A 16,764-nucleotide genomic window follows, 5' to 3' on the forward strand; every position below is an offset into this window, starting at 1 on the left:
ACGTGTCTCACAAACTTACGGGGCATATTGAAAGTATAGATTGGGGAAGGATTACGGGTTTTCAACCCCCGGTTGCGACGGGAATGCAACCGGAGATGCCAGCGCCTTTGAGGCGCGATAGTGTGCTGTCAGCACCAGAACGGCTGTTGTACGGGCCGATGACGACGCGACTCCAGCCACCGCCGGTGGTGATCCGGCCTTCAAAACCTTCGAATGCCAGCTTGGCGCGCTGGGATTCCGCCTGCTCAGATCCTTTGAACGAACCGCACTGAACCACAAAGCGCTGGGTTTTTTCCTGTGCTTTCGGTTTTTCCGGCTCAGCCTGGGTAATGGTGGCTGGCTGTTGCGGTTTCGGTGCTTCTTTCACCGGCTCTTTCACTTGCGGCTTCGGTTTTGGCTGAACGGGTTGCGTTTGCACCTGGGCCTGAGGCGCACGTACCGGCTGCGTTTGCGGCGTATACGTTGGCTGTGGCTGAACCTGGCGCGGCTGAGTTACCGGTTGCTGCTGCGCGTACGTCGGCTGCTGTTGCTGAACCTGACGCTGAGTATGCGCCGGTGCCTGCGTGGCCTGATTCGGGTCGTTATACGGCACTTCAGACAACTGTGTTGGTGTCTGGCGCATATCGGCCTGCATCTGTTCGAGAAGCTGGCGCTGTTCAGGCGTCAGTTGTGTTTTGGATTCGACCTGTCCGCCCGCCGTCGGTTCTGTCGGCGTGGTGACGCCCATCTGGCGGTTTTCCAGTTCTTTAATGTAGCGCCAGCGTTCTTCTGGCTTAGGTGGCAATCCATTACCCGGACGGACAGCGTGCGTCGGCAACACTGTCGCTTCTTCATGTTTATTGTGCGCAATAAAATAGAGGCCACCGACAAACACCACCAGTACCGCAACGGCTAACACCACCATGGTTTTGGAGATCGTTGTGGAACTGCGTTTTTTACTCCGGCTGGTACTTTTCCGCCGCGCTCCTGAGCGCCCACGGCTTACATAGTCTCTTTGTGCCACTATCGTTTCGCTGTGTCGTGATGAATGAAGAAGTGCGTCATGTTACTCAACCCTGAACATTTACTGAAATTAAAACTGTTGAACAGCATAAAATCGGACTCACGCTTTTGGGGCCGCAGTGCTTTCCCGCACCACCAGCTCGCTATCAAGCAGCAGCGAACCGTTTTGTACCGGATTTCCCTGTAACTGCTCAAGTAATAATAACATGGCCTGACGGCCAAGCTGGAATCTCGGCTGCGCAACGGTCGTCAGCGGAGGATCGGTATACTGGCTGGCCTTGATGTCATCGAAGCCGACAACCGACAAATCCTGCGGAATGCGCAGACCCATTTTTTTCGCCTGGAACATGGCACCAATCGCCATCACATCGTTGTGGCAGAAAATCGCCGTCGGTGGCACGGGCAGGGCCATCAACTCGGTGACGGCTTGCGCCCCCGATTCATAGCTGAAATCGCCATGAATGGTCAGCTTGCTCTCGACGCTCAGTCCGTTGCGGCGCAGCGCCTGCACATAACCTTGTGAACGGTACTGGCACAATGGCATATGCTTTGGCCCGGCGATGCAGGCAATACGCTGATGCCCCAGCTTGAGAAGATAATGCACAGCTTCGAACGCGGCCGTCAGGTTATCAATGTGGACTGTCGGCAGTTCAAGTTCCGGCGCAAATTCATTCGCCATCACCATCGGCGGCAGATTGCGTTGTTCTTCTTTGCTGGCATCGAAAGGTAAATCAGAGCCGAGCAGCAGCATACCGTCAATTTGCTTGGTAATGATCAGATTGATAAAGGTTTTCTCTTGCTGATTTTGCTGAGCACAATCACCGATCAACACCAGATAACCGCTTTCGGCGGCCGTGCGCTCGATCCCCTGGATCAGATCGGCGAAAAACGGATCGCAGATGTCGGGGACGATCACCAAAATAGTGCGTGATTCATTACGCTTCAGGTTGCGGGCCAGGGCATGAGGAGAATAACCGACGGCCATGACGGCCTGATCAACTTTCTGGCGAGTCGCGGCGGAGACTTTCTCCGGATTCATTAATGCACGGGATACGGTTGCTGTTGAAACGCCTGCCTGTTCAGCCACATCTTTCATTGTTGCGGCGGGTAATTCTTTCTTGTGCTCCAACGTCTCTCTCCTTGCAACAGCATCAAACTGAGACAACAACATCAACATTCCTCACCTGGCTACGCATGATGTGTAGCTCATCACATTCTAAACAGAATGTGAGTAGGATTTGTTACCTAATTTGCATTAAAAGTGTGACCCAGATGCTTTTTTCGATGCATCACGCAAAAAACCTGACTATTCACGCAAATTCGCTTTTGGAATCAGCTGTCAATCGGATCGACATCCAGTGTCCATTTCACTTTTTTGGCTTGCGGCAGACTTGAAATCAGCGGCTGAGAGCTTTTGATCAGATGCTGCAAAACGCGCCGTGAAGGATGCTGCAATAAAAGCTGCCAGCGGAAACGTCCGCTGCGTTTGGCTTGTAAGGCAGGAACCGGCCCCAGGATCCACAGCGAATCATCTTTCAGCGGACTGGATTCGAGCAGATTACGTAACTGCTGAAGGAACAGCGCAGATTGCTGATTATCGTGGTCTTCCGAGCGGATCATAATGTGGCTGGTATAAGGAGGAAGGAAGACGCTTTTGCGCTCCGCCAGGGTCTGTCTGGCGAACTCGTCGTAGCCCTGCTGCAACAGCACCTGTAACAGCGGATGTTCGGGATGGTGAGTTTGCAATACGACTTCACCCTGTTTGCCTGCACGTCCGGCGCGGCCTGAAACCTGCGTATAAAGCTGGGCAAAGCGCTCGGCAGAACGGAAATCTGCCGAGAACAGCGCGCCGTCGACATCCAGCAATGACACCAGCGTAACGTCAGGGAAGTGGTGCCCTTTTGCCAGCATTTGTGTGCCGATAAGAATACGTGCGCCGCCACGATGGACTTCATTCAGATGCTGTTCCAGCGAACCTTTCCGGCTGGTGGTATCGCGGTCAATGCGCGTGATTGGCGTATCCGGGAACAACGGCGCCAGTTCGTTTTCCAGCTGTTCTGTACCGACGCCGACCGAGACCAGTTGTGTTGAGCCGCAATGCGGACACTGATGCGGCACGGCGCGCTGACTGTCACAATGGTGGCAGCGTAACTGACGCTGATTCTGGTGCAGAGTGTAATAGTGGTCACAGCGCTGACATTCGGCTATCCAGCCACACTCATGGCAAAGCAGGGCAGGCGCATAGCCGCGGCGGTTGAGGAACAGCATGACCTGATTATCGGCTTTCAGATGTTCCTGCATTTTCTGGATCAGCGGTTGAGACAGCCCGACTTTCAGCTGCAACCCTTTTAAATCCAGCAAATTCTGACGGGCGAGTTTGGCATTTCCGGCACGTTTGGTCAGTTTGAGCTGACGATATTTCCCCAGTTCAACATTGTGCAGCGTTTCCAGCGCCGGGGTTGCCGAGCCCATAATAATCGGGATATTTTCAGCGTGAGCGCGGTACACCGCCAGATCGCGGGCGTGATAGCGCCAGCCTTCCTGCTGCTTATAAGAACTGTCGTGTTCTTCATCAATGATAATGACGCCGAGGCGCGCAAACGGCGTAAACAGCGATGAACGGGTGCCAATGACGATGCCCGCTTCGCCATTGCGCGCCCGCAGCCAGACGGCGAGGCGTTCGCTGTCGTTCAGGCCGGAGTGCAGAACATCCACCGGCGCACTGAAACGTTCGCGAAAACGTGCGATGGTTTGCGGCGTCAGGCCGATTTCCGGCACCATCACCAGCGCCTGCCGACCCTGCGCCAGAATGTTTTCCAGCACGCTCAGATACACTTCGGTTTTACCTGAGCCGGTTACACCGGCCAGCAACCAGGCGGAAAATTGCTGATCTTCACTGCGGATCGCGCCGACGGCGGTGGCCTGCTCGGTATTGAGTCGTAAACGTTCGCCGATCACCGAGAAATCCTGGCGCCAGTCGTGCGTGGCGGGCGCGATACTGCGTAAATCCGTCAGCCCTTTGGCTCGTAATGCCTGCAGGGCCGTATCGGTAAGATCAAGATCGGCAACCTGATGACGATACAATGGTTTTTGCATCAGTGCTGCCATCGCCTGCTGTTGTTTTGGCGCACGTTTGAGACTGTCGAGCGGCGTAGCGCGCCCCTCCTCGGTGGCGAACCATTGCCACAGCGGTGTAAGCTCAGCGGCTTTCCCCTGACGTAACAATACCGGCAGCGCATGGAACAGCACCTCGCCGATCGGGTAATGGTAATAGTCGGCGGCCCAAAACAAGATGCGCCACAGATCAGGGGTAAACAGGCTGGAACTGTCGAGGACTTCCCGCACCGGTTTCAGTTTCTCCAGGCCAAATTCGCTGAAGTCGCTGACCTGAGTGACGATGCCAATGGCGTCGCGTTTTCCGAAAGGCACACTGACCCGGCAACCCTTTGAAACCTGCATATCAGGCGGCAACAAATAGTCGAAAGTACGGGCGAGCGGGACGGGTAAAGCAACGTGGGCAACAGGCATTGGGGGTCCAGACTATAAAAAAATGACGAGATAGTGTACACTGTGTCCTTCGAAATGCATGAACATGATTGCGCGGTTGTCAGAGATTCTGTATGATTCGCCGCCTTTGGTGCATTTCGTACTCAAAGCCTATCATCCACTACGCGTGGTGTCTGACAGAACAGGGTTGGATAGCGACGCGGCCTTAAGAAGAGGTTTTCCATGAAACAAGGTATTCACCCTAAATATGTAGAAGTTACTGCAACTTGCTCATGCGGTAACGTTATCAAAACTCACTCAACTGTGGGTCACGATCTGAACCTGGACGTTTGTGGCGAATGCCACCCGTTCTACACTGGTAAGCAACGTGAAGTGGCTACCGGTGGCCGCGTTGACCGCTTCAACAAGCGTTTCAGCGTTCCAGGCAGCAAATAAGCTTCGCTTGAGAGCAAAAAAAGGCGCCTTTGGCGCCTTTTTTGTTACCTGTCGTTTGACGTCCCGCCAGATAAAATGCCCGTTCCCGCACTCTCTTTCTTCGCGCAGATACTGAAAAAACGCGCGACGGGAGCCGCACGGTCTTTCAGCACATCTTTGCGATGTTGCGATCAGTATTCCCAGGTATCAGGATCCACACCCAGTTCACGCATCAGGATCTTCGCCGCTTCCGGTATTTCGTCACTGCGTTCTTTACGCAGGTCTTCGTCATTCGGCAAAGGCTGACCGGTGAAGGCGTGCAGAAAAGCCTCACACAATAATTCACTGTTGGTCGCGTGACGCAGGTTGTTTACCTGGCGACGGGTGCGTTCATCGGTGAGAATTTTGAGGACTTTCAGCGGAATGGATACCGTGATTTTCTTAACTTGTTCGCTTTTCTTACCGTGTTCAGCGTAAGGGCTGACATATTCGCCGTTCCACTCAGCCATGGGACACCTTAAATTTATCAAAAAATAAAATTCTGAAAACCGCGTGATTATGCCCGATTTTCACTGTTCTCACTAAGTAAATGTCGGAATTTAACAGGGACATTTCACGTTTTTCCCTGCGGCACTGTTCATTTTGTTACCTTGAGCTTACGTCTCCCGGCACGACAGATCTGCCTGACATCTTCATTAACGCCATAATTTTAGCGGGTATTGCGCTGTTGCTCAATCTATACGCAAAGAAGTTTAGATGTCCAGATGTATTGACGTCTATAAATCCGGACGTTACTCTTTATATCCTCATCCTTCGCAATTCGTCAGGAAGAAACGATTATGACGCACAAGCAAGCCACCATTGCCGTGGGCAGTGGCCTGAACAATGATCAGCAATATGGTTGTGTAGTTCCGCCAATCTACCTTTCCAGTACCTATAACTTTGAAGATTTCAATCAGCCAAGAGCCCATGACTATTCACGTCGCGGCAATCCGTCACGGGATGTTGTCCAGCGTGCGCTGGCTGATCTGGAAGGCGGCGCCGGTGCGGTTCTGACCAGCAGCGGTATGTCAGCCATTCATCTGGTGTGTACGGTCTTTCTGAAACCTGGCGATTTACTGGTTGCGCCGCACGACTGCTACGGCGGCAGTTACCGTTTGTTCGACAGCCTGAGCAAACGTGGCGCGTATCGCGTGCTGTTTGTGGATCAGGGTGATCCACAGGCGCTGGCCGATGCGCTGAAAGAAAAGCCGAAGCTGGTGCTGATTGAAACGCCGAGCAATCCTTTGCTGCGTGTGGTGGATATTCAGGCGATTTGCGACGCGTCCCGCGCCGCCGGTGCCCTGACAGTGGTGGACAACACCTTCCTGAGTCCGGCGTTGCAAAATCCATTGCAGCTTGGTGCGGATTTAGTCGTCCATTCATGTACTAAATATCTGAACGGGCATTCTGATGTGGTCGCCGGTACGGTAATATCTAAGACCGCAGAACATGCGACAGAACTCGCCTGGTGGGCGAACAACATTGGCGTTACCGCTGCGGCCTTTGACAGCTATCTGTTATTGCGCGGTTTGCGCACGTTAACGGTTCGCGTGAAACAGCAACAGGAAAATGCACTGGCAATTGTTGCTTATTTACAAAAACAATTGCAGGTCAAAAAGCTGTATCATCCGTCGCTGCCGGAAAACCAGGGACATGAAATTGCCTGCCGCCAGCAACGTGGCTTTGGTGCCATGATCAGTTTTGAATTTAACGGAGATGAAGCTCAGTTGCGCCATTTCCTGAAAGAATTGAAGTTATTTACCCTCGCAGAATCACTGGGAGGCGTCGAAAGCCTGATTTCTCATACCGCGACCATGACACATGCTGGCATGGCGCCGGAAGCGCGCAAAGCCGCCGGGATTTCTGACAGCTTGCTCCGTATTTCTGTAGGTCTTGAAGACAGCGAAGATTTGATTGCTGATCTGGAAAATGCATTCCAGTCAGTGGCAACGAGGTAAGTATGAATGCAATAGCGGTTGCAGCGCCGGCGGGAAGTCGTCAGTTGCACAAATTTGGTGGTAGCAGTCTGGCCGACGTGAAGTGTTATCTGCGTGTCGCTGGCATTATGGCCGAGTATGCGAAGCCGGGTGACATGATGGTGGTGTCGGCGGCTGGCAGCACAACCAACCAGCTGATCAGCTGGCTGAAGCTCAGCCAGACAGACAGAATTTCTGCGCATCAGGTTCAGCAGGCTTTGCGCCGTTATCAGAGTGATTTGATAACTGGTCTGTTGCCGCCGGAAATGGCCGAACCGCTTATTGCTTCTTTTATTCATGATCTCGAACGTCTGGCTGTTTTGCTTGACGGCAAAATGACCGATGCAATTTATGCTGAAGTCGTCGGGCACGGCGAAGTCTGGTCTGCACGCCTGATGTCTGCAGTGCTGTGTAAGCTGGAATTACCGGCCGCCTGGCTGGATGCCCGTGAATTCCTGCGGGCTGAACGCGCTGCGCAACCTCAGGTTGATGAAGGCCGTTCGTATCCGCTGCTGCAACAACTTCTCGCGCAGCATCCTCAGCAATATCTGGTGGTGACCGGCTTTATCGCCCGCAGTGACGCGGGTGAAACCGTACTGCTTGGCCGTAACGGCAGTGACTATTCCGCCACCCAGATTGGCGCACTGGCTAATGCCAGCCGTGTGACCATCTGGAGTGATGTGGCCGGTGTCTACAGCGCCGACCCGCGCAAAGTGAAAGATGCCTGCCTGCTGCCGTTATTGCGTCTCGATGAAGCCAGTGAACTTGCGCGTCTGGCGGCACCGGTTCTGCACACCCGTACCCTTCAGCCGGTTTCCGGCAGCGATATTGATTTGCAACTGCGTTGCAGTTACCAGCCGGAGCAGGGCTCAACGCGTATTGAACGCGTGCTGGCTTCCGGTACCGGCGCGAAAATTGTCACCAGCCATGATGATATTTGTCTGATCGAAATGGTCATTCCTTCCGGCCACGATTTTGGTCTGGCACAAAAAGATGTTGAGCTGCTGCTTAAACGTGCGCAGATCAAACCGCTGTGTACCGGCATTCATCCTGACCGTAATCTGCTGCAACTTTGCTACACCTCTGAAGTGGCGGGTAGCGCGTTGCAGGTTCTCGAAGAGGCAGCCCTTCCGGCGCGTCTGACCCTGCGTGAAGGGCTGGCGCTGGTGGCGCTGGTCGGGGCGGGCGTGTGCAAGAATCCGCTGCACAGCCACCGTTTTTATCAGGAAATGAAAGATCAGCCAGTGGAGTTTATCTGGCAGGCCGAAGACGGTATCAGTCTGGTGGCTGTACTGCGTATCGGCCCGACCGCGCACCTGATTCAGGGGCTGCACAAAACGTTGTTCCGTGCTGAAAAGCAAATCGGTCTGATGCTGTTTGGTAAAGGCAATATCGGTTCACGCTGGCTGGAACTGTTCGCCCGTGAACAAAAGAATATTTCTGCCCGCAGCGGTTTCGAGTTTGTGCTGGCCGGTGTGGTCGACAGCAAGCGCAGTCTGCTCAATTATGAAGGGCTGGACGCCAGCCGTGCGCTGGCCTTCTTTGATGATGAATCGCAGGCGCATGACGAAGAATCGCTGTTCCTGTGGATGCGCGCGCATCCTTATGACGATTTAGTGGTTCTGGATGTCACCGCCAGCGCTGAACTGGCCGATCAGTATCTGGATTTCGCCAGCTACGGTTTCCATGTCATCAGTGCCAACAAACAGGCAGGCGCGTCGGACACGAATAAATACCGTCAGATCCGCGACGCGTTTTCAAAAACCGGCAGCCACTGGTTGTATAACGCCACTGTCGGCGCTGGTTTGCCGGTTAACCATACGGTGCGTGATTTACGCGAAAGCGGCGACAGCATTCTGGCCATCAGCGGCATTTTCTCGGGAACATTGTCCTGGCTGTTCCTGCAATTTGACGGCACGCTGCCGTTCACCGAACTGGTGGATTTAGCCTGGCAGCAGGGGCTGACTGAGCCGGATCCGCGCGATGATTTATCCGGTCAGGACGTCATGCGCAAGCTGGTGATCCTGGCGCGCGAAGCGGGGTATGACATCGAACCGACGCAGGTTCGCGTGGAATCTCTGGTGCCGGAAAGTTGCGCGAACGGTTCCGTAGATCAGTTTTTTGAAGACGGTGAGGCGCTGAACCAGCAAATGCTGCAACGTCTGGAAGCCGCCCGTGAAATGGGCCTGGTGCTGCGCTACGTGGCCCGTTTCGATGCCAATGGCAAAGCCCGTGTGGGTGTTGAAGCGGTGCGTGACGACCATCCTCTGGCCGCATTACTGCCGTGCGATAACGTGTTCGCTATCGAAAGTCGCTGGTATCGCGATAATCCGCTGGTGATCCGCGGGCCGGGTGCAGGGCGTGACGTGACCGCAGGTGCGTTGCAATCTGATCTTAATCGTCTGACGCAACTTCTGTAATTCCTTACGCCTTCCCCTCTCATGAGGGGAAGGCGTAAAAAACCTCTAACTTTCCTCAGCTTCCCCTCAGCCGCATTTTCGCAACGTGAAATTCTTTCAGTTTGCGTGAAGATTAATCATCCCCTGCCATCATTTTAACGTTGACACTTTGTTCTCTTTCCGTCATTTTCTATCTATACGTTTAGACGTCCAAACGTCCATTATAACGAACCATAATCAAAACGCAGTGATCCATGAGGTAGTGTTTATGAGCTTTTTCCACGCAAACCAGCGCGAAGCGCTGAACCAGAATCTGGCTGAATTACAGGGTCAGATTAACGTTTCTTTCGAATTTTTCCCGCCTCGTACCAGCGAGATGGAAGATACGTTGTGGAGCTCTATTGATCGTCTCAGCAGCCTCAAGCCTAAGTTTGTCTCTGTGACTTACGGCGCGAACTCCGGCGAGCGTGATCGTACGCACAGCATCATCAAAGGCATTAAAGAACGTACCGGTCTGGAAGCGGCACCTCACCTGACCTGTATCGATGCCAGCCGCGATGAACTGCGTCAGATCGCACGGGATTACTGGGACAGTGGCATCCGCCACATTGTGGCTCTGCGTGGCGATTTGCCGGCAGGCGGCGGCAAGCCGGAAATGTACGCCACCGATCTGGTGCATCTGCTGAAAGAAGTGGGCGACTTTGATATTTCCGTCGCGGCCTATCCGGAAGTGCATCCTGAGGCCAAAAGCGCGCAGTCAGATCTGATTAACCTGAAACGTAAAATCGATGCCGGTGCGAACCGCGCCATCACGCAGTTCTTCTTTGATGTGGAAAGTTACCTGCGTTTCCGCGACCGCTGCGCCGGTCAGGGGATTGACGTGGAAATCGTGCCTGGCATCCTGCCGGTGTCTAACTTCAAACAGCTGACCCGCTTTGCGACGATGACCAATGTGCGTGTACCGCACTGGATGAACAGCCAGTTTGAAGGGCTGGATGACGACGCCGAAACCCGCAAAATGGTCGGTGCCAATATCGCGATGGACATGGTGAAAATCCTCAGCCGCGAAGGCGTGAAGGACTTCCATTTCTACACCCTGAACCGTGCAGAAATGAGTTACGCGATTTGCCACACGCTGGGTGTGCGTCCAGACATCGCCGTGCCGGTTCGCGCTTAATCTTTTTGCCCGATACTGAATACAAAAAACCCGCGAATTCGCGGGTTTTTCTTGGGCTGATGTCAGCGAAAACTAGCCGGTATTACGCATACCCGCTGCCACACCGGCAATCGTCACCATCAGCGCCTGTTCGACGTTGGCATCCTGCTTGCCGTCTTTTTCCAGCTCGCGGGAACGGTGCAGCAATTCAGCCTGCAAGACGTTCAGCGGGTCAGTGTAGACGTTTCGCAGTGCGATGGATTCTGCAATCCACGGCAAATCTTCCATCAGATGATCGTCGTTAGAAATCGCCAGAATGACTTTGATGTCGCTTGCCAGCTGATCGCGCAACTGCTGACCGAGCGGCCACAATTCTTTCCCGACCAGACGATGATCGTAGTATTCCGCCAGCCACAGGTCAGCTTTCGCAAACACCATTTCCAGCATACCGATACGCGTGGAGAAGAACGGCCAGTCGCGGCACATGGTTTCCAGCTCGTCGCGTTTTCCGTCATCAACCACAGCCTGCAAACCGGCACCGGCACCCAGCCAGGCTGGCAGCATCAGGCGGTTTTGCGTCCAGGCGAAAATCCACGGGATGGCACGAAGGCTTTCGACGCCACCACTGGCTTTACGTTTCGCCGGGCGTGAACCCAGAGGCAGTTTGGCCAGTTCCTGTTCCGGCGTTGCGGCGCGGAAGTAAGGCACGAAGTCTTTATTTTCGCGAACGTAGCCACGGTACATTTTGCAGGACACGTCAGACAGTTGTTCCATGATATCCACCCAGGCTTGTTTCGGCTCAGGCGGTGGCAACAGGTTGGCTTCCAGAATTGCAGAGGTGTACAGCGCCAGACTGCTGATGGTGACTTCCGGCAGACCGAATTTGAAGCGGATCATCTCGCCTTGTTCGGTAACGCGCAGGCCACCTTTCAGGCTGCCCGGAGGCTGAGACAATAACGCTGCCTGTGCCGGTGCGCCGCCACGGCCGATAGAACCGCCACGTCCGTGGAACAGAGTCAGGGCAATTCCGGCTTTCTCGCAGGTTTTGATCAGAGCATCCTGCGCACGATATTGCGCCCACGATGCGGCCATCACGCCCGCGTCTTTTGCGGAGTCGGAATAGCCAATCATCACCATCTGTTTGCCCTGAATGAAACCGCGATACCAGTCGATGCTCAGCAATTGCTTCATGACATCGTCGGCATTGTTCAGGTCGTCGAGCGTTTCGAACAGCGGCGCAACGGGCATCGGGAACGGACAACCGGCTTCTTTGAGCAGCAGGTGTACGGCCAGCACATCAGACGGCGTGCGCGCCATCGAGATGACATACGCTGCAATCGAGCCTTCCGGCGCTTCGGCAATCACCTGACAGGTATCGAGCACTTCTTTGGTGTTGGCGCTCGGTTCCCAGTGACGTGGCACCAGCGGACGTTTTGAGTTCAGTTCGCGGATCAGGAAAGCCTGTTTGTCGGATTCTGACCAGCTTTCGTAATCGCCAAGACCCAGATAACGGGTAATTTCTGCGATAGCGTCGGTGTGGCGGGTGCTTTCCTGACGCACGTCGATACGCACCAGCGGCACGCCGAAGCAGCGCACGCGGCGCAGGGTATCCAGCAACTGGCCGTTGGCAATAATGCCCATGTTGCAGGCCTGCAATGACTGGTAGCAGGCGTAAAGCGGCGCCCACAGTTGGTCATTTTTCACCAGCAAATCATGAGGACGTGCAACACGCTCGCCTTTCAGACGGGCTTCCAGATACACCTGAGTATTGGTCAGCTGCGAACGGAGCTGTTTCATGATTTCGCGGTAAGGTTCGATGATGTCCGCACCGCCGGCCAGCTCACGCAGTTCCGGTGTGCATTCGGTCATCGACAGTTCTGACACCAGCACCGCGATATCACGCAGGAACAGATCAGTCGCTTTCCAGCGGCTCAGCAACAGCACGTGACGGGTGATATCGGCGGTTACGTTCGGGTTACCGTCGCGGTCGCCACCCATCCAGGAGGTGAAGCGAACCGGCACGGCTTCCACTGGCATTTTGTAATCCAGTGAGGTTTCCAGCTGTTCGTTCAGTTCGCGCAGAAAAGCCGGCACGCCTTCCCACAGGCTGTTTTCGACTACCGCAAAACCCCATTTGGCTTCATCCACCGGAGAAGGGCGGTTTTTGCGGATTTCATCGGTATGCCATGACTGCGCGATTAACTGACGCAGGCGGCGCATGATTTGTTTGCGCTCGTAATCGGCCAGATCGTTATGGTCGAGCTGCTTGAGGCAGTTATTCACTTCCACCAGTTTGTGGATCAGCGTGCGACGGGCGATTTCTGTCGGGTGCGCGGTCAGCACCAGTTCGATAGAAAGCTGGTCAACGGCATCCCGTAACTGCTGCTCAGAGAGGTTTTTGGATTTCAGACGATCGAACAATTGCGCCAGCGCTTCAGGATTGCTGGCCGCTTCGCCGTGCGGCGAAATGCTGTGATATTGTTCAGCCACGTTGGCTAAATTCAGAAACTGGCTAAAAGCACGGGCAACAGGCAACAGCTCATCGTTTGAGAGGTTTTGCAACGTTGACAGTAACTCCTGTCGATCCGCGTCATTTCCGGCACGGGAGGATTTCGACAGCTTACGGATTTTCTCAACACGATCCAGGATATGCTCTCCCAACGTATCTTTGATCGTGTCGCCCAGCAATTTACCTAAAGTACTGACATTACTTCGCATTGCGGAATATTGTTCGTTCATATTACCTCTGACCCGTTCTCTCGTTTAATTTTTATATTCTGTAAATAACTTTCACCCGTCAGGCATTCTTGCCCCGTTCACCCTGCCAACCTGGCCATACTTTTTAAATGCAGCACATGTTTTAACCCAAAAACCCCTGAACACTCACGTGAAAAATGGTCTTTTTGGCGATGTCGCTGAAATTTAATTACAACAGCGGCGATATCAGTTTGGCTAATCCACCTTTTGTACAGTATCAAAGGGCGCCCGTGAGCGCCCTGATTGTTTCTTCATCAATCCTTCATTCAGTATCAGTGATAACAGAAATGATGAACAACCTGAGAAATCAGCTCACGAGTCGGTTTAATGAACGCAGTATCAATATATTCATCTGGCTGATGCGCCTGATCGATAGAACCTGGTCCGAGCACCAGCGTCGGGCACAGTTCCTGAATAAACGGCGCTTCGGTGCAGTAGTTAACGATTTCCGTCTCCACGCCCAGTAATTTCTCGACCACCTGCACCAGCGGGTGATCCGGCGGACATTCATAGCCCGGGATCGGTGGATGCAGTTCTTCAATCACAATACGTCCCGGCCAGCGTTCGCTGACGGGGGCCAGTGCCTCGTTCAACAGACCATCAATGTCGGTCAGCGTCAGACCCGGCAGCGGGCGGATATCCATGTGCATTTCACAACAGGCACAAATACGGTTTGGTGCGTCGCCGCCGTTGATATAACCAAAGTTCATGGTCGGGTACGGGATCACGAAACCACTGTGGTTGTAACGGCTTTTCAGCGTATTGCGCAGCGTCATTAAATGGGTAATCGATTCGTGCATCAGTTCAATAGCGTTCACGCCGCGGGACGGATCACTGGAATGGCCGGACTGACCGGTGATGCGGATTGCATTCGACAGATGCCCCTTATGCGCACGAACCGGCTTGAGCGACGTGGGTTCACCGATGATCGCGCAGTCAGGGCGAATTTTGGCATTTTTAGAGAAATAGCTGGCACCGGCCATGGTGGTTTCTTCATCGGCGGTCGCCAAAATATACAGCGGTTTAGTCAGTTTGGTCAGATCGACATCACGCAATGAATCGAGGATGAACGCGAAGAAACCTTTCATATCGGCAGTCCCTAAACCATAGAGCTTATTTTCATGCTCGGTCAGGGTGAAAGGATCACGTGTCCAGCGGCCGTCATCGAACGGAACGGTATCGGTATGACCCGCCAGCAGCAACCCGCCTGCACCTTCACCGGTACTGGCTAACATGTTGAATTTATGGCGTGTTCCTGGCACGGGTTGCACTTCGACTTTGAAGCCTAAATCACCGAACCAGCCTGCCAGTAGATTGATTAACGTCTCATTGCTCTGGTCCAGTGCAGCGTCTGTGGCGCTGATGGAAGGGGTGGCGATTAACGCCCGGTAGAGCTCAATAAAAGGAGGTAATTTCATCTTCACTGTTGACAGCCTTTAGTTAGGGTAGTATTCATATTCATGCAATAATTGTGAATAAAAATACAATAAGCCAGCGCGTAAGGAAACCGGAAAAAAATTCATCCGGCCCCTACCCAAAAATTGAGAAGGTGAACAAGCCCTATGTTAAATACGCTGATTGTTGGTGCCACAGGTTATGCCGGAGCCGAACTCGCTGCTTACCTGAATCGCCACCCACATATGAACATAACCGGTTTAACGGTTTCAGCGCAAAGTGCAGATGCAGGAAAATTACTTTCTGATTTGCATCCTCAATTAAAAGGCATCGTCGATTTGCCTGTTTCGCCACTGACTGACGTGGCGGAAGCCGCGAAAGGTGTCGATGTGGTATTTCTGGCGACCGCGCATGAAGTCAGCCACGATTTAGCGCCACAGTTTCTGGCGGCGGGCTGCGTGGTGTTTGATCTATCCGGTGCTTTTCGCGTCAGCAAACCTGAGTTTTATACCGAATTCTACGGTTTTGAGCATCAGCATCTCGACCTGCTCGACCAAGCTGTGTACGGCCTGGCCGAATGGCAGGCTGACAAATTAAAAGACGCACAGCTGATCGCCGTTCCGGGCTGTTACCCGACCGCTTCGCAGCTGGCGCTTAAACCCCTTATCGAAAATGGTTTGCTCAATGACAGCCAGTGGCCGGTGATCAACGCCACCAGCGGTGTTAGTGGTGCAGGCCGTAAAGCCACGCTCGGCAACAGCTTCTGCGAAGTCAGCCTTCAGCCATACAAACTTTTCAGCCACCGTCATCAGCCAGAAATTGCCGAGCACCTTGGCGTGCCGGTGATTTTCACACCGCATCTGGGCAACTTCCCGCGCGGTATTCTGGCGACCATCACCTGCCGTCTGAACGCGGGTGTCACGGAGCAGGACGTGGCGGAAGCCTTCCATAATGCTTATCACGATAAACCGCTGGTGCGTTTGTACACCAAAGGCGTTCCGGCGCTGAAAGACGTGGTTGGCCTGCCGTTTTGCGATATCGGTTTTGCGGTGAAAGGCGAACATCTGATTGTGGTGGCGACGGAGGATAATGTGCTTAAAGGCGCGTCCGCGCAGGCGGTTCAGTGCATGAATATCCGTTTCGGCTTCCCGGAAACACAATCACTGCTTTAACACTTCGTCAGATTGTCAGCAAACAAAAAACAACCGCCCCTGAGCGTTTATTCAGACGCGCAGGGGTGTTAGATTAAATTAAATGTATTGTTATTAATTAACATTCTCAACCGGTCGGGGCGCGAACAGCTATGAATCCGTTAGTCATAAAATTAGGTGGTGTGTTGCTGGACAATGAAGAAGCGCTCGAGCGCCTGTTCATGGCGGTAGTGGCTTATCGTCAGGAATATCACCGCCCGCTGGTTATTGTTCACGGTGGCGGCTGCCTGGTTGACGAGCTGATGAAAAAGCTGAATCTGCCGGTGGTGAAAAAAGCCGGTCTGCGTGTGACTCCGGCTGATCAGATTGACATTATCACCGGCGCACTTGCTGGCAGCGCTAACAAAACCCTGCTGGCGTGGGCGGTTAAAAATCATATCAACGCCGTTGGCCTGTCTCTGGCAGACGGCGGTACTGTCAGCGTTACACAGCTGGATGAATCACTGGGCTTCGTCGGTAAAGCCGAAGCGGGTAACCCGGCGCTGATTAACACGCTGCACGGCGCAGGCTACCTGCCGATTGTCAGTTCTATCGGCATCACCGCAAACGGCGAGCTGATGAACGTTAACGCTGATCAGGCTGCGACTGCACTGGCGGCCACGCTGGGCGCGGATCTGATCCTGCTGTCTGATGTCAGTGGCATTCTTGACGGCAAAGGTCAGCGTATTCCGGAAATGAGCGCAGAGAAAGCCGAGCAGCTTATCGCGCAGGGTATTATCACCGATGGCATGATCGTCAAAGTTCACGCTGCGCTGGACGCCGCCCGTTCTCTGGGACGTCCGGTTGATATTGCCAGCTGGCGTCATGCCGAACAATTACCGGCACTGTTTAACGGCGTCGCCATCGGCACACGTATTCTGGCGTAACGCACCGGCGGCGCATTCGGTATACCCTTTTCAAGGGCG

12 protein-coding genes are annotated in these 16,764 nt (G+C 53.8%); 6 read left to right on the plus strand and 6 right to left on the minus strand.

Features of this window, described 5'->3' with window-relative positions; genetic code table 11:
• Positions 1-61: 61 nt before the first annotated feature.
• From ftsN to priA, 3 genes are all read right to left on the minus strand, one after another.
• Positions 62-1,003 (minus strand): cell division protein FtsN, encoded by a 942-nt coding sequence (gene ftsN, locus ABIC79_RS23590; protein ID WP_071823634.1) that lies wholly within the window; start codon positions 1,001-1,003, stop codon positions 62-64.
• A gap of 99 nt (positions 1,004-1,102) precedes the next feature.
• Positions 1,103-2,131, minus strand: a complete 1,029-nt coding sequence (gene cytR / locus ABIC79_RS23595; protein WP_015690598.1) for a DNA-binding transcriptional regulator CytR — start codon at positions 2,129-2,131, stop codon at positions 1,103-1,105.
• 203 nt (positions 2,132-2,334) lie between these two features.
• Positions 2,335-4,530: a primosomal protein N' gene (gene priA, locus ABIC79_RS23600; protein WP_015690597.1), complete on the minus strand. Its 2,196-nt coding sequence runs from the start codon at positions 4,528-4,530 to the stop codon at positions 2,335-2,337.
• A 201-nt stretch (positions 4,531-4,731) separates the two neighbouring features.
• Here priA and rpmE point away from each other — a divergent pair, with 201 nt between their 5' ends.
• Complete coding sequence (gene rpmE, locus ABIC79_RS23605; RefSeq protein ID WP_013577577.1) at positions 4,732-4,944, plus strand: 50S ribosomal protein L31; 213 nt, start codon at positions 4,732-4,734, stop codon at positions 4,942-4,944.
• Positions 4,945-5,114: 170 nt separating this feature from the next.
• On the opposite strand, the gene metJ is transcribed toward rpmE, so the two are convergent.
• On the minus strand, positions 5,115-5,432 hold the full coding sequence (gene metJ / locus ABIC79_RS23610; RefSeq protein WP_004392248.1) for a met regulon transcriptional regulator MetJ: 318 nt from the start codon (positions 5,430-5,432) through the stop codon (positions 5,115-5,117).
• A 330-nt stretch (positions 5,433-5,762) separates the two neighbouring features.
• Here metJ and metB point away from each other — a divergent pair, with 330 nt between their 5' ends.
• The 3 genes from metB (at position 5,763) to metF (ending at position 10,517) form a co-directional block, all read left to right on the plus strand.
• The gene (metB, locus tag ABIC79_RS23615) at positions 5,763-6,923 is read left to right on the plus strand and encodes a cystathionine gamma-synthase (RefSeq protein ID WP_013577576.1); all 1,161 of its coding nucleotides are present in this window, start codon (positions 5,763-5,765) and stop codon (positions 6,921-6,923) included.
• Between the two features lie 2 nt (positions 6,924-6,925).
• Complete coding sequence (locus tag ABIC79_RS23620; RefSeq protein WP_013577575.1) at positions 6,926-9,361, plus strand: bifunctional aspartate kinase/homoserine dehydrogenase II; 2,436 nt, start codon at positions 6,926-6,928, stop codon at positions 9,359-9,361.
• Between the two features lie 247 nt (positions 9,362-9,608).
• Positions 9,609-10,517, plus strand: coding sequence for a methylenetetrahydrofolate reductase (gene metF / locus ABIC79_RS23625; RefSeq protein ID WP_013577574.1), 909 nt, complete (start codon positions 9,609-9,611; stop codon positions 10,515-10,517).
• A gap of 72 nt (positions 10,518-10,589) precedes the next feature.
• Here the strand turns inward: metF and ppc are convergent, their stop codons facing one another.
• Both ppc and argE read right to left on the minus strand, forming a co-directional pair.
• A complete protein-coding gene (ppc, locus tag ABIC79_RS23630; protein WP_013577573.1) occupies positions 10,590-13,235 on the minus strand; it encodes a phosphoenolpyruvate carboxylase in 2,646 nt (881 codons plus the stop codon).
• Between the two features lie 290 nt (positions 13,236-13,525).
• Complete coding sequence (gene argE, locus ABIC79_RS23635) at positions 13,526-14,677, minus strand: acetylornithine deacetylase (RefSeq protein ID WP_041673179.1); 1,152 nt, start codon at positions 14,675-14,677, stop codon at positions 13,526-13,528.
• A 138-nt stretch (positions 14,678-14,815) separates the two neighbouring features.
• Here argE and argC point away from each other — a divergent pair, with 138 nt between their 5' ends.
• Both argC and argB read left to right on the plus strand, forming a co-directional pair.
• On the plus strand, positions 14,816-15,820 hold the full coding sequence (gene argC / locus ABIC79_RS23640; RefSeq protein ID WP_015690596.1) for an N-acetyl-gamma-glutamyl-phosphate reductase: 1,005 nt from the start codon (positions 14,816-14,818) through the stop codon (positions 15,818-15,820).
• A 131-nt stretch (positions 15,821-15,951) separates the two neighbouring features.
• Complete coding sequence (gene argB, locus ABIC79_RS23645; protein WP_013577570.1) at positions 15,952-16,725, plus strand: acetylglutamate kinase; 774 nt, start codon at positions 15,952-15,954, stop codon at positions 16,723-16,725.
• Positions 16,726-16,764 lie beyond the last annotated feature (39 nt).

Source organism: Rahnella sp. 2050, from assembly GCF_040544515.1.
Lineage (GTDB): Bacteria > Pseudomonadota > Gammaproteobacteria > Enterobacterales > Enterobacteriaceae > Rahnella > Rahnella aceris.